The following is a 13,168-nucleotide window of genomic DNA, read 5'->3' as shown; positions in this document are numbered from 1 at the left end:
GAAGGCTTTATGAAAGCTTATGTAGTTAGGGCAAAAGCTAAATATGGCAAATTACCTAGCAAAGAAATTTGCAGAGATTTATTATATGAAGATAGTTTTGAAAGAAAAATAGATGTAATTCGAAATAATAACAGTGAAATACCTAATGTAAATTCGAAAAAAGATTTAGAAATTTATCTTTCAAACAAATTATATGATGATATACATTCATTTTTGAAATTTTTAAAAGGTGAAGAGAAAAATTTCTTTTTAAAATATATTTCAAGTTTTGAAGTTCAGCTTATGCAATTAATAATTCAAGCTATAATCAATGACCATTTAACTGACAGTTTGGATATTATTAAAAGAGAAAAATTTTCTCATGATATAAATGTGTCAAAAGATGATGATTTTAAAAGTTTCATCGAAAAATCAAAGCCAACAAGATATTATAGAACCCTCTTACCGTTTTTAAATGAAAACATGGAAAGGGATTCAATAATATTTCTAATTTCCAATGCTCTAAATAAATTTTATTATAGGGATCTTTTGGATGAATGTAAAAAACTTCCAAAAAAAATAGACAGTAATCTTAGAGATTTTATTGGAAGAAAGATTGATATTTTCAATATAGAGATGTTATTTAGGTTGAAAAACTACTTTGTATTAAATAATTATGAGATATTTAATTATTTGATTGAGGGTGGTAAATATTTGAAAACAGATGATTTAAAGAAATTGTCAAATTTAACATTGAATGAGTTTAAAGAAGAAATTTTAAATAGTCAATATAAAGATTTATTCTTATCGACCTATAATTTTTATAAGGCAAAAGAAGATTTATTAAGTGAAAATTCCAAAAAATTGGAAAATTCAAAGTATGATTTATTAAAATTGATTTATATAGTTGATATGATGACAATTTCAAATAAAAATATAACTAGTATTCTAGAATTTGATCAAACTTTTGATAAGGACGAAAAGAAGCATTATATAATAAAGAGGTGATAATATGGCTGTCGAAAAAATGCACTTGGTTAATATTATGGCAAGACTTGAAAACCTAGATGATTTTCTTGAAGATTTGATAGATATAGATGAATTTGACCAAGTTGATGCTTTTAGACAAATACAAAACAGGGAATTTTCTATTAGGGCAAGTGAAGAAAATATTGATAAAACTGAAGATTTTAATGATTTGGAAAGTTTTGAAAAAACTGATTCTTCCTTTATAAAAGATCTTGAGGATATAAAAGAATTTTTAAACCTTGAAGATTCATCTGAGGGTAAAAGAATTAATGAAGAAAAACTTAGAGATTTATTAAAAGTTTTTGAAGAAAATATAGAAAAGAAAAAAGAATTAGAAGAAAGAAACAAAAAGCTCGAACAATACATTAATAACCTACAAGCCTTGGAAAATGAAGAAATAGATATTAATAAGATAAGAAATCTTAATTATTTTAACTATAGGCTTGGGGAAGTAAGTAAGGATGGTAGGTTTATTTTGAAAAATAACTATGAATCTATACCGTCATTAATCATTCACTTACAAAAAAATGATCCTGATATTAATATAAATAAAGAAGCATTAAAGAGTATTTATAGCATTGATGATGAAACAAGCAAATTAAGATATGATACTGATAATATTATCAAAAATGAAAAAGATAACGTCAACAATGTAAGTATTGATTTGACAAAACAATATGAAAAGAAAACTAAAGATGATTCTAGTAAAATTTATGATGATATTTTAAAACAAGCTGACTTGAAAAATAAAGAAATAGAAAAATTCTATGACAAGAGAAAATCAGAAAGTGGAAAGATTTTTGAGTCTACGAAAGATAGTATAGTCAAAGAATTTTTTGAAAAAATAATTAGTTAGGAGAAAGGAGGTTTTATGAAATTATTGGAGAGATTGGGCTTTAAAGATAAGAATAATAATTTAAACCAATCAATTGAAAGTGGTAATGAAGACTACCTCTTAGTTTATCCTAAAAGTGTAGAAGATGAAGTAAATAGAACAATATCATCGCTTGGTTTTATTGATAAGGAAATTCCAGAAAAATCAAGTCTTGAGCAAATAAAAAAAGAATATAAAGAAAATCAAGAAAAGCTCGAAGAAGTAAATAAAAAACTTGAAAAAATCAAGGAAGAAAATATAGATGATTTGAAAAATCTTCCAAAAACAATTGATTTTTATAAAAAATCTTCTAAACTTAAGGATAAAATGCTTAAGGGAAGAAAATATTTTTATTTATCAGGATGGGTACCACAATCAAAATTACAAGTGGTTAAGGATACAGTCGACAAGTATGAAGACAGCTTAGTCGATCAAAAAAAAAATAGCCAGACAATAGCCAATCCACCCACTAAGTTAAAAAACAATAAGATAGCTAGACCCTTTGAATTTTTAGTAAATATGTATGGTGCTCCAAATTACAATGAACTTGATCCAACAGGATTTTTTGCAATAACTTATATGCTTTTGTATGGATTGATGTTTGGAGATTTGGGACAAGGTCTTATATTTGTTCTAGCTAGCTTTTTAATAGAAAAGAAAAATAAAATCTTTGGTCAATTAGTGAGAAGAATAGGATTTTCAGCATCATTTTTTGGCTTGATGTATGGGTCATTTTTTGGAATTGAAGATTTGATACCAACATTATTAATAAAACCATTCGATAATATTCTAAAAGTTTTAGTTGCTTCGGTTGCTTTTGGAGTTATTTTGCTTTTTATATCCTATATTTTAGGAATATATAATAAACTTCACAAGCAAAAAGATTTGGAAGAAGGATTTTTTGGAAAAGAAGGTATAGCAGGATTAATTATGATGATTTCATTTATTTTAATCATATTAAATATAGTAAAAGTAAATCCGATACCTATGCCTGTTTCAATAATTTCGCTTATCTTATCAATAGTTTTAATGATATTTAAGCAACCAATTTCAAGAAAGCTTTTAGATATACATCCAATTTATGACAAGTCAAGTTCTGATTATTATATAGAAAGTTCATTTTCTATAATTGAAGCCTTGCTTTCAGTTTTCTCAAATTTAGTTTCCTTTACAAGGGTTGGTGCTTTTGCAATAAATCACGTTGGTTTATATATGGCATTTGAAGTTATGAGTAAACTTGTTGGTGGTGGATTTATAGGAATAATAATTTTAATACTAGGAAATATTTTAATTATTGGTCTTGAAGGGATGATAGTTTTTATTCAAGGATTAAGGTTAGAATTTTACGAAATGTTTAGTAAATATTATAAGGGAGATGGACAAAAGTTTAGTCCAATAAGTAAATTATAAGGAGATAGTAATGATTTTAATTTCAATATTAGCATTAGCTTGCGTAGTAATTACAATTTATTCAGGTTTATACCTATTAAAAAACAACAAAGATTCATCAAAAGAAAAAATTAGAAAAGCATTAAAAATTAATTTATCTACATTTTTACCAATAATGGTAATGATTTTGGTTTTAGTTTTACCAAACGGTGTAAAGGCAGCTGCAGCGGGAAATGCTAGCCAAGCTTCAAATGGTTTAAAATATATTGGTGCAGCTTTATCAACAGGTCTTGCAACAATTGGTACAGGATATGCAGTAGGCCAAGTAGGATCAGCTGCTCTTGGAGCTATATCAGAAGATGCTTCAATTCTTGGTAGAACAATAATTTTTGTAGGACTTGCTGAAGGTATTGCAATCTTTGGTGTAATTATTTCTATAATGATTTTATTCGCTTAAAATGAAAGCAAAAATTATAACAAATGACATGTCTTTTCTTCTTGGTTTTAGGCTTGGGGGAATAGATGGTCAAATTGTAGAAAATAAAGAAGATATATCTTATAATTTCAAAAAATTTACTAAAGAAAAAGATTTAGCTTTAATTATTTTCTCAAAAGATTGTTATGAGAAAATTAAAGAAGAAGTTGAAAATTATAGGGTAGAAAATGCTACTCCTTTAGTGGTAGTTTTGGATTAGTAAAGGAGACTTAAATGCTTGATTTAAGTGCAAAAATTTCAAGTTTTAGAAAGATGGTTTGGTCAAACGAAAAAAGAAAAAGCGAAAAGCAATTGTATGACTCAACTGAATATTCTTCAAAAACTTTAAACGAAATAAAAAATAATTTAGAAAATAATTATAATAAATATATGGAAAAAAGAGAAGAATTTGCTAAAGCGAGAAAAAATGAAAAGATAGCAAATATTTCTCAAATCAAAAAGACTTCTTATTACAAATTTAACCAATCACTATTATCCCAATTAATTGAAGAGATTAAAAAAGAGTTGAAAACCTACAGTAATAGTGATGAATACAAAAAGAAACTTGTAAAAGAAGCAAATGAAGTATATAAAAATTTATCAGAAAATAATAAAGATTTAATTTTATGCGTTAAAAAATCCGACCAAGATTTGTTTGATTTTCATACAGATATAATGGATGATTCAAAAATTGGTGGATTTATTATAAAAAATAAAGATTTAACCTACCAATATGACTATTCCTTAGAAAAAAAATTAGATAATTATAAATACGAAATTGGAAGTAAATTTTATAAAATAATTTCTGACGAATTTGAAAAAGAAATGGAGGATAATGATGACTCCAACAATTAAAACAATAAATGGTCCAGTAATTGAGGCTAGAGATGCATCTGATTTAAAAATTAGAGAAATGGTTACGGTTGGAGATTTAAAACTAATCGGAGAAGTTGTATCCATTAATGGATCTTATGCAACAATCCAAGTTTACGAAGATACATCTGGTCTAAAGGTTAATGATGAAATAATTAAAACTGGTAGACCCTTATCAGTAAGACTTGGACCAGGAATGATTGGAAATATGTTTGATGGAATCCAAAGACCTCTTGACAAAATTAAAGCCAAACATGGATATTTTATTCCATCAGGACTTGGACTTTCAAATCTTGATGAAGAAAAAAAATGGGATGTAAAAATAAAGGTTCAAGTTGGAGATAAAATAAAAAAAGGTCAAATTTATGCAACAATTGATGAAAGTCCTATAATTGAGCATAGACTTATGTCGAATTTTGATGGCGAAGTTATAGAAGTTTTGGATGATGGCAAGTATACAATTGAAGATGTAGTTGTAAAAGTAAAAACTGATAAAAAGGTGGAAAATTTAAAACTATATCAATATTGGCCAGTAAGAATCCAAAGACCAATTAAAAGATCAAAATCTTTAAGCGAGCTTCTTCTTACAGGTCAAAGAGTTTTGGATATATTTTTCCCTATTGCAAAGGGAGGAACAGTTGCAATTCCAGGAGGTTTTGGAACTGGAAAAACTATGCTTCAACATCAATTGGCTCAATATTCTAACGCCGATATAATTATTTATATTGGGTGTGGTGAACGTGGAAACGAAATGACCCAAGTTCTTGAAGATTTTCCTGACCTTATTGATCCAAATACCGGAAGAGGTCTGATGGAGAGAACAATTCTTATTGCAAATACTTCAAATATGCCAGTAGCAGCTAGAGAGGCAAGTATTTATACAGGAATTACTATGGCAGAATATTTTAGAGATATGGGTTATGATGTTGCATTGATGGCAGATTCTACATCAAGATGGGCAGAAGCTTTAAGAGAAATTTCTGCAAGACTTGAAGAAATTCCTGCTGAAGAAGGATATCCTGCTTATCTTGGTTCAAGACTTTCACAATTTTATGAAAGAGCAGGAGATTTTGAAAATTTAAATGGAAGTCGTGGATCTGTTACTTTGATTGGAGCAGTTTCTCCAACTGGTGGAGATTTTTCTGAGCCTGTAACAGAAAATACTAGAAGAAGTGTAAATGTATTTTTAGGTCTTGATAAAAATCTTGCCTATTCTAGACATTATCCTGCTATAAATTGGTTAACATCATATTCGAACTACCTAAATCAAATGTCAGATTATTATGAAAATATTACTGGAGAAGATATAGTTTCGCTCAGAAATAAAATGATGGAAATTTTAACAGAAGAAGATAAGCTTCAATCTATTGTAATGCTTGTAGGAAAAGATTCTTTATCAAACAAGCAAAAAAATCTTTTGGATGTGGCAAGTATTTTAAAGATAGCATATCTTCAACAAAATGCTTTTAATGAAATAGATAAATATGTCCCATTGGATAAGCAAATACAAATGTTAAAAGTTATAGAAAATTATTATAAGCTATCAAACGAAGCGATTAATAAGGGCATATCTTATAAAAATCTATACAATAAATCTTTAATTTCAAAGATTAACTCAATGAAATATGATATTAAAAATGATGAAAGTGAAAAATTTGTAGAATTAAACAATTATATTCGCTCATATTTTCAAACATTAGAAGAAGGTGAAAAATGAGAAAGCAATATACAAGAATTAAAAAAATAGAGGCATCAATAATTGAACTTGAAAAGGTGGAAGATATTGCCTACAATGCAGTTGTAAAAGTTCATACTTTGGGAGAAGATTTTATTGGTCAAGTTGTAAAAATTGACGATGATACTGTGACTGTTGAAGTCTATGGAAATACCCAAGATTTTTCTCTAAATGATATTGTTGTAGAATTTGAAGAAACTCCACTAGAAATTCCATTAAATGAATCTATTTTGGGTAGAACTTTTAATGGAATAGGAAGACCTATTGATGACGGTGGAGAAATTTATTCTGAGAAATTTTATCCAGTTGAAGGAAATCCACTAAATCCTGTAGCAAGAGAGTATCCAAGAAACTTTATTCAAACAGGAATTTCATCAATTGATATTTTGACAACTTTAATTCGTGGGCAAAAACTTCCTATTTTTTCTGGATCAGGAATGCCACACAATGAAATTGCTGCACAAATTGTAAGGCAAGCAAAATTAAAAACTAATGAGGATTTTTGTTTTGTTTTTGCTGCTATGGGAATCAAAAAAGATGAAGCCATGTTTTTTGAAGATGCTTTTACCAAAGCTGGTGTAAAAGATAAGGTAGTAATGTATGAAAATTTGGCAGATGATCCAATTATGGAAAGATTAATTACTCCAAAATGCGCACTTACAGCTGCTGAATATTTGGCTTTTGAAAAAAACAAACATGTTTTGGTAATAATTACAGATATAACTTCTTATGCAGAAGCTCTTCGTGAAGTTTCTTCAATTAGGCAAGAAGTTCCTTCTCGTAAGGGATATCCTGGATATTTATATTCAGATCTTGCAAGTTTATATGAAAGAGCTGGTATGATTGAGGGAGTTAATGGATCAGTTACTTTAATTCCAATTTTAACTATGCCAAATGATGATATTACTCATCCAATTCCCGATTTGACTGGTTATATTACAGAGGGACAAATTGTAATTGATAGAAGTCTAGATCAAAAAGGAATTTATCCTCCAATTAATATTCTCCCTTCTCTTTCAAGACTAATGAAAGATGGTATTGGTGAAGGATATACAAGGAAAGACCATGAAGATTTGATGAATCAATTATATGAGTCCTACTCAAAGGTTCAGGAAATTAGAAGTATTTCTCAAATTGTAGGGGAAGATGACTTGTCAGATGTTGATAAAAAATATCTAGAATTTGGTAAAGATTTTGAAAATAAATTTTTAACTCAAGATTCTTATGATAATAGAAGTCTTGAGGAATCTTTGGATTTAGGATGGGATATTTTGAAAATTTTACCTATTGAAGAAATTCATAGGGTAAGCCCAGAAAATAAAGAAAAATTCTTGGGAGTTAAAAATGACTGAAACTAAATTTGCTCCAACTAAGGCAAATTTGATGAAGGCAAAAATCAACTTAGACTTATCAAAGAAGGATATGAAATTCTTGATAAGAAAAGAAAAGCCTTGATTGGTCAATATAATGCTAAAATAAATCAAAGAAATGAATTAAATAAAGTAGTAAATTCATATATAAAAGTTGTTAAAAAATATAAAAAAGCTATTGTTACAACAGGAGAAGATAGGTTAAAATCTATTGCCTTATCTGTCCCCTTGGATGAATCAATTTCTCTTAAAGAAAAAAGTTTATGCAAACTAAAATTTTTGAGATAAATTTTGATGAAAAAAAACTTGATTTATCATATTCATTAAATCTAACAAGTTCTTTGTTTGATGAGGCTCTACTTTCCTTGAATGATTTGAAAGAGAAAGTTTATAAATTAGCTGAGCTTGATACTACTATAAAAAATTTGGATACAGAGATTAAAAAGACTTCTAAAAAAGTAAATTCTTTAGAAAAAGTTCAAATTCCAAATTACGAAGCTATTATAAAATCAATTTCAGGCCAAATAGAAGAAAGAGAAAGAGAAGAATTTTCTAAGACAAAAATAATTAAAGATAAAAAAATTGGAAAGTAAAGGGTAGATGATTGTTTCATCTATCTTTTTTTATGGGTATATTTATAAAAAGAGGATTAGGAGGTTTTATGGAAGATATAAAAAAAGAAGTTAAGAAAGCTTTATTGGAAATTTTAGAAAAATCTAATGCAAAAGAAGGAGATGTTTTTGTTCTTGGTGGATCTTCTTCTGAAATCTGCGGATACAAAATTGGATCACATTCAAGTGAAGAAGTAGGTGAAATAGTTGTAAAAACTTTGCTTGAAATTTTAAATGAGAAAAAAATATACCTTGCTGTTGGAGGTTGTGAGCATATAAATAGGGCCATTGTTGTAGAAAGAGAACTAGCTTTAAGGGATAGGTATGAAATTGTTTCAGTTGTCCCACAAATTCATGCTGGTGGATCTTTTGCGACTGCTGCTTATAAAAATTTCAACGATCCTGTTGTAATTGAGCATATAAGTGGAGATTTTGGTATGGATATTGGAGATGCAAATATTGGTATGCATATAAAATTTGTTCAAGTTCCACTAAGGTTAGAAATTAAAAATATCGGATCTGCTCATTTAACTGCTTTAAAATCAAGACCAAAGTTAATTGGTGGTATTAGGGCAAGATATGAATAGTAAAAATAAACAACCTTGCAAATTAATATTTGCAAGGTTGTTTTTTACATATTTTCATTTAATTTTACTTTTCTATTTTTTGTATTTTTAAATTTTATTGTTTCATAATCGCTTGTATCTTCAATATCGTATGATGATTTTTGCATTGATGCTGATAGGGCAAGGCCTATATTTATAAAACAAATCAATAAAAAAGTTCCTCCTGATGAGAAAAATGGGAGGGGAATTCCTGTTACAGGCATAAGGCCTATAGTCATTGCTACATTTTCAAATATATGGACAAAAAACATAGCACAGATTCCTGAAACCATCAAAGAAATAAAAGTATTTTTTGATTTTTTGCTTATAATTAAAAGCCTATATACCATAATTACAAAGGCAATTAACATAAGAAGAGCACCAATGAAACCTAATTCTTCTGCAAGAACTGAAAAAATAAAATCACTTTCTTTTTCAGGAATGTATCCGTATTGAGCTTGTGTTCCTTTCATAAAGCCTCTACCTGTAAACATTCCAGAACCAATCGCAATAAGACCTTGTTGTTGTTGCCATCCACTTCCTGATGTATCTCTTGATGGGTCTAAAAAGTCGTGAATCCTGTCTGCCTTATATCCTTCTAAATTTAAAAATAAAATCAATGCTCCAACTATAGCTATTGACAAAAGTCCAATAATCCATTTCCAAGAAAGACCTGCCAAAAAAAGCATTACAGCTATAAAGAAAATATAAACCATAGCTGTACCAAAATCTGGCTGCAACAAAATAAAAATTATTGGTGTAAAGGCAAAAGCTAAAGTTTTTAATAATCTTGACGGATCATTTATGTCATTTTTGTATTTTTCCAAATATGCTGCTAAGGCAAAAATAATTCCAACTTTTGTAATTTCAGAAGGTTGAACTTGAACAGGTCCAAGAATTAACCAAGAATTTGAACCCCATCTTTCAGCTCCTTGTCCTAAAAAAATAGTTAGAATTAAAAGCAGTAAAGAAACTCCATAAATTGGATAGGCTGCTTTTTTCAAAACATCCATGTCCATGGTACAAATTAAAATTATAAATAAAAAACCTAGAATGCTTGCAAAAATTTGACTTCTAATTGCTGAAAAATCGCCTGAAAAAGCAGAGTAGAGGACAAAAAGTCCAAATATGCTCAAAAAAGCTACGCTAATAAACAAAAGCCAGTCAAATTTTCTAAAATCTTTTTTCTTAATATTAAACATTAAATCACTCCAATTCAAAATTAATTATATAATAGACGGAAAATTTCTTCAATTAATATTTTTCATTAAGGGTATAATGATAAACGATAAGAGGTGATATTATTTTAAATAAAATTCAAATAAAAGAAGTTATTAATAAACTTGATGAAATGTATCCGAATTTAGATAAAAGTTTTTTGGATTTTACAACTCCTTTTGAACTTTTGGTAGCTACAATTTTATCTGCCCAATGTACTGATGTTAGGGTAAATAAAGTTACGGGTCATATGTTTAAATTTGCAAATACGCCAGAAGATTTTTCTAATATGGATATAAAAGAAATTGAAAATTATATTAAAACTTGTGGTTTATACAAAAATAAGGCAAAAAATATTAAAAATGCATCAATAATGCTAATTAGAGAATTTGACGGAAAAGTTCCAGCTAATATGAAAGATCTTTTAAAACTTCCTGGAGTTGGAAGAAAAACTGCCAATGTTGTAATGAGTAATGCTTTTGGAATCGATGCGATTGCAGTTGACACCCATGTTCAAAGGGTTTCAAATAGGCTTGGACTTGCAAAAAGCAAAGATGTTTTAAATACAGAGAAAGATTTGAGAAATAATTTGCCAAAAGAAAAATGGTCAAAACTTCACCATCAAATAATTGCTCATGGAAGAAAAATTTGTAAGGCTAGAAATCCTCTTTGTGAGGAATGTGATATAAAAGATTTGTGTGAAGATTATAAGGAGAGAAGATGATTAAATTATTTGCTATGGACTTGGATGGAACAAGTCTTGATAGTAATTCAATTTTAAGAGATGAAACAATAAAAGCTTTAAAAAAACTTGATGAAAATGGAATAAAATTTGTATTTACATCAGGAAGAGCCAGACCATCTGTTAGGTATTTAATGAACTTAACAGGAATAGATAATCCTTTAGTTACTAATAATGGAGCTTTGGCTTATATAGATAAAGAAAAAATTATATATGAAAATCCTCTAAAAGATGAAGAAGTTGAAGAATTAATTAAATTTAGTGAAGAAAATAAATTTTTTTATCAGTTTTATGACCTAGACACATACTATTCAAATAGGATATGGCCAGAAAGATTTGATCATTTAGAAAATAATTCTTCATACGGAATGAACTATCAAGTAAATTTTTCCTTTTCAACTGATCCATTAAAAGAATTAAAATTAAGAAAGAAATCTGCCTTTAAATTTCAAATATTTCCAAATATAGAAGATCCAGAAGAAGAAAGAAAAATCTTGGAAAAAGTTAATTTTATGGATCTTTATCCAACCACATCATCATATGGAATGATAGAAATTATGCAAAAAAATGTAAATAAATTTAATGCTCTTAGTGAAATTGGTGAATTTTTGGGTATAAGTAAAAAAGAAATGGCAGCAATTGGTGATCAAGACAATGATATACCTATGCTTGAAAATGTAGGCCTATCTTTTGCTGTGGAAAATGCAATTGATGAAGTAAAAGAAATATCTGATTATACAGTATCTACTAATGATGATTTTGGCCTTGTAGATGCTATAAATATAGTTTTGGAGAAAAATTCTAATGTTTAATGTAGTGTTAATTTCGCCAGAACATCCAGGTAATGTAGGAAATATTTCTAGAACTTGTGTTCTTACAGAATCAAGACTTCATTTAATAAGACCCTTTAAATTTGATTTTTCTGATAAAAGTCTAAAAAAAGCAGGAATAGATTATTGGGATAAGCTTGATTTAGTAGTTCATGATTCTTTAGAAGAATTCTTAGAATATGTAGAGGGTAAAAATATCTATTTAATTGAAACTGGAAGTGATAAAAATTACTCTGATATTTCCTATAAAGATGGAGATTTTATAATTTTTGGTAGGGAAAAAGAAGGAATTGATAAAGAAATTTTGGAAAAATTTAAAGATAGGATTTATACAATTCCAATGACTAACAAATTAAATAGGTCATTAAATTTGGCGAATTCTGTTGCCATAGTTTTGTATGAAGGACTAAGACAAAATGATTTTTTAATAAATAGGGGTGATTAAATGTTAGATGTAATAATAATAGGAGCAGGTCCAGCTGGACTTACAGCAGGTCTTTATGCTGGAAGAGCAAAATTAAAAACATTAATTTTAGAAAAAGATATAGCAGGTGGACAAATTGCTACAACTGAACATGTAGAAAATTATCCAGGATCAATGAAGGATGCTGGAGGACTTGCCTTATCAGATAGGATGGAAGAGCAAGCCAAACAATTTTGCGATATAAAATACCAAGAAGTTACAAAGGTTGAACTTTTGGGTGATATAAAAAAAGTTTATACAAAAGATGAAGTTTATGAAGCAAAAGTTGTAATTTTATCAACAGGTGCAAGTCACAGAAAATTAAATGTAAAAGGCGAAAAAGAATTCGCAAATCTTGGAGTTTCATATTGTTCAACTTGTGACGGACCATTTTACCAAGGATTAGATATATATGTAGTTGGTGGAGGAGAAGCTGCCCTTGAAGAGGCTTTATTTTTAACAAAATTTGGAAAAAGCGTAACTATCATTCACAGAAGAGAAGGACTTAGGGCAAGTCAAACTGTAATTGATAGGTGTAAAGAAAACGAAAAAATTTCATTTTTACTAAACTATACTGTTGAAGAGATTAAGGGTGATAGCGAAGTAAAAGAATTAATTTTGAAAAATACCCAAAATAATGAATTAAAATCAATTAAAAATGATGATGATAGCCCTATTGGGGTATTTGTATATATAGGAAATATTCCTCAAACAGATTTATTTAAAGATCAAATAGAACTTGAAAATGGTTATATTCCTACAGATGAGGATATGAAAACAAATGTTAAGGGAGTTTTTGCTGTAGGAGATACTAGAGTTAAAAAAATTAGGCAAATGGTTACAGCTGCAAGCGATGGATGTATTGCAAGTGAAATAGCTAATAAATACATTGAAGATGGTAAGTGGTAGAACTAACTTGACAAAAAAACGACAATCAGTAAAATAATAATTGTAAAACACATGAAAAGCACTTAG

Annotated in this window: 16 protein-coding genes; 15 read left to right on the top strand and 1 reads right to left on the bottom strand. The window is 28.4% G+C overall.

Going from position 1 to position 13,168, the window contains the following annotated elements; all coding sequences use genetic code 11:
• Positions 1 to 9 precede the first annotated feature (9 nt).
• The 11 genes from L6653_RS03315 to L6653_RS03270 all read left to right on the top strand — a co-directional run bounded on the left by L6653_RS03315 (position 10) and on the right by L6653_RS03270 (position 8,922).
• The gene (locus L6653_RS03315; RefSeq protein WP_236785508.1) at positions 10 to 987 is read left to right on the top strand and encodes a V0D/AC39 family V-type ATPase subunit; all 978 of its coding nucleotides are present in this window, start codon (positions 10 to 12) and stop codon (positions 985 to 987) included.
• A 4-nt stretch (positions 988 to 991) separates the two neighbouring features.
• On the top strand, positions 992 to 1,864 hold the full coding sequence (locus tag L6653_RS03310; protein ID WP_236785507.1) for a V-type ATP synthase subunit I domain-containing protein: 873 nt from the start codon (positions 992 to 994) through the stop codon (positions 1,862 to 1,864).
• A gap of 15 nt (positions 1,865 to 1,879) precedes the next feature.
• Positions 1,880 to 3,292 (top strand): V-type ATP synthase subunit I, encoded by a 1,413-nt coding sequence (locus L6653_RS03305; RefSeq protein ID WP_236785506.1) that lies wholly within the window; start codon positions 1,880 to 1,882, stop codon positions 3,290 to 3,292.
• 10 nt (positions 3,293 to 3,302) lie between these two features.
• Positions 3,303 to 3,728 (top strand): ATP synthase subunit C, encoded by a 426-nt coding sequence (locus L6653_RS03300; protein ID WP_236785505.1) that lies wholly within the window; start codon positions 3,303 to 3,305, stop codon positions 3,726 to 3,728.
• A 1-nt stretch (position 3,729) separates the two neighbouring features.
• Positions 3,730 to 3,966 carry a V-type ATP synthase subunit F gene (locus tag L6653_RS03295; protein WP_236785504.1) on the top strand — a complete coding sequence of 79 codons (237 nt, stop codon included), beginning with the start codon at positions 3,730 to 3,732 and terminating at the stop codon, positions 3,964 to 3,966.
• A gap of 14 nt (positions 3,967 to 3,980) precedes the next feature.
• A complete protein-coding gene (locus L6653_RS03290) occupies positions 3,981 to 4,601 on the top strand; it encodes a hypothetical protein (protein WP_236785503.1) in 621 nt (206 codons plus the stop codon).
• Positions 4,585 to 6,336, top strand: coding sequence for a V-type ATP synthase subunit A (locus L6653_RS03285; protein ID WP_236785502.1), 1,752 nt, complete (start codon positions 4,585 to 4,587; stop codon positions 6,334 to 6,336). Before L6653_RS03290 ends, L6653_RS03285 begins: the two co-directional genes overlap by 17 nt.
• Complete coding sequence (locus L6653_RS03280; RefSeq protein ID WP_236785501.1) at positions 6,333 to 7,706, top strand: V-type ATP synthase subunit B; 1,374 nt, start codon at positions 6,333 to 6,335, stop codon at positions 7,704 to 7,706. Before L6653_RS03285 ends, L6653_RS03280 begins: the two co-directional genes overlap by 4 nt.
• 99 nt (positions 7,707 to 7,805) lie before the next feature.
• On the top strand, positions 7,806 to 8,012 hold the full coding sequence (locus L6653_RS08840) for a hypothetical protein (protein WP_256444840.1): 207 nt from the start codon (positions 7,806 to 7,808) through the stop codon (positions 8,010 to 8,012).
• The gene (locus L6653_RS08835; protein WP_256444839.1) at positions 7,988 to 8,317 is read left to right on the top strand and encodes a V-type ATP synthase subunit D; all 330 of its coding nucleotides are present in this window, start codon (positions 7,988 to 7,990) and stop codon (positions 8,315 to 8,317) included. Before L6653_RS08840 ends, L6653_RS08835 begins: the two co-directional genes overlap by 25 nt.
• A gap of 68 nt (positions 8,318 to 8,385) precedes the next feature.
• On the top strand, positions 8,386 to 8,922 hold the full coding sequence (locus tag L6653_RS03270; RefSeq protein ID WP_236785500.1) for a TIGR01440 family protein: 537 nt from the start codon (positions 8,386 to 8,388) through the stop codon (positions 8,920 to 8,922).
• A gap of 44 nt (positions 8,923 to 8,966) precedes the next feature.
• Here L6653_RS03270 and rodA read toward each other — a convergent pair whose 3' ends face one another.
• The gene (gene rodA, locus L6653_RS03265) at positions 8,967 to 10,142 is read right to left on the bottom strand and encodes a rod shape-determining protein RodA (RefSeq protein ID WP_236785499.1); all 1,176 of its coding nucleotides are present in this window, start codon (positions 10,140 to 10,142) and stop codon (positions 8,967 to 8,969) included.
• A 98-nt stretch (positions 10,143 to 10,240) separates the two neighbouring features.
• On the opposite strand from rodA, the gene nth reads away from it, so the two are divergent.
• The 4 genes from nth to trxB are packed head-to-tail and all read left to right on the top strand — an operon-like array spanning position 10,241 to position 13,102.
• Positions 10,241 to 10,882 (top strand): endonuclease III, encoded by a 642-nt coding sequence (gene nth / locus L6653_RS03260; protein ID WP_256444845.1) that lies wholly within the window; start codon positions 10,241 to 10,243, stop codon positions 10,880 to 10,882.
• Complete coding sequence (locus tag L6653_RS03255; RefSeq protein WP_236785497.1) at positions 10,879 to 11,712, top strand: HAD family hydrolase; 834 nt, start codon at positions 10,879 to 10,881, stop codon at positions 11,710 to 11,712. The genes nth and L6653_RS03255 overlap by 4 nt, the downstream gene beginning before the upstream one ends.
• Complete coding sequence (locus L6653_RS03250; protein ID WP_236785496.1) at positions 11,705 to 12,175, top strand: tRNA (cytidine(34)-2'-O)-methyltransferase; 471 nt, start codon at positions 11,705 to 11,707, stop codon at positions 12,173 to 12,175. Before L6653_RS03255 ends, L6653_RS03250 begins: the two co-directional genes overlap by 8 nt.
• Positions 12,176 to 13,102, top strand: coding sequence for a thioredoxin-disulfide reductase (gene trxB / locus L6653_RS03245; RefSeq protein WP_236785495.1), 927 nt, complete (start codon positions 12,176 to 12,178; stop codon positions 13,100 to 13,102).
• Positions 13,103 to 13,168 lie beyond the last annotated feature (66 nt).

Source organism: Anaerococcus ihuae, from assembly GCF_928368155.1.
Classification (GTDB): domain Bacteria; phylum Bacillota; class Clostridia; order Tissierellales; family Peptoniphilaceae; genus Anaerococcus; species Anaerococcus ihuae.
This window is presented reverse-complemented; position numbering and strand designations above follow the sequence as displayed.

What these genes read in the sequence shown, in the direction of transcription:
- L6653_RS03315 (WP_236785508.1), top strand. Translation starts at nt 10, where the DNA reads ATGAAAGCTTATGTAGTTAGGGCAAAAGCTAAATATGGCAAATTACCT.
- L6653_RS03310 (WP_236785507.1), top strand. Translation starts at nt 992, where the DNA reads ATGGCTGTCGAAAAAATGCACTTGGTTAATATTATGGCAAGACTTGAA.
- L6653_RS03305 (WP_236785506.1), top strand. Translation starts at nt 1,880, where the DNA reads ATGAAATTATTGGAGAGATTGGGCTTTAAAGATAAGAATAATAATTTA.
- L6653_RS03300 (WP_236785505.1), top strand. Translation starts at nt 3,303, where the DNA reads ATGATTTTAATTTCAATATTAGCATTAGCTTGCGTAGTAATTACAATT.
- L6653_RS03295 (WP_236785504.1), top strand. Translation starts at nt 3,730, where the DNA reads ATGAAAGCAAAAATTATAACAAATGACATGTCTTTTCTTCTTGGTTTT.
- L6653_RS03290 (WP_236785503.1), top strand. Translation starts at nt 3,981, where the DNA reads ATGCTTGATTTAAGTGCAAAAATTTCAAGTTTTAGAAAGATGGTTTGG.
- L6653_RS03285 (WP_236785502.1), top strand. Translation starts at nt 4,585, where the DNA reads ATGACTCCAACAATTAAAACAATAAATGGTCCAGTAATTGAGGCTAGA.
- L6653_RS03280 (WP_236785501.1), top strand. Translation starts at nt 6,333, where the DNA reads ATGAGAAAGCAATATACAAGAATTAAAAAAATAGAGGCATCAATAATT.
- L6653_RS08835 (WP_256444839.1), top strand. Translation starts at nt 7,988, where the DNA reads ATGCAAACTAAAATTTTTGAGATAAATTTTGATGAAAAAAAACTTGAT.
- L6653_RS03270 (WP_236785500.1), top strand. Translation starts at nt 8,386, where the DNA reads ATGGAAGATATAAAAAAAGAAGTTAAGAAAGCTTTATTGGAAATTTTA.
- rodA (WP_236785499.1), bottom strand. Translation starts at nt 10,142, where the DNA reads ATGTTTAATATTAAGAAAAAAGATTTTAGAAAATTTGACTGGCTTTTG.
- L6653_RS03255 (WP_236785497.1), top strand. Translation starts at nt 10,879, where the DNA reads ATGATTAAATTATTTGCTATGGACTTGGATGGAACAAGTCTTGATAGT.
- L6653_RS03250 (WP_236785496.1), top strand. Translation starts at nt 11,705, where the DNA reads ATGTTTAATGTAGTGTTAATTTCGCCAGAACATCCAGGTAATGTAGGA.
- trxB (WP_236785495.1), top strand. Translation starts at nt 12,176, where the DNA reads ATGTTAGATGTAATAATAATAGGAGCAGGTCCAGCTGGACTTACAGCA.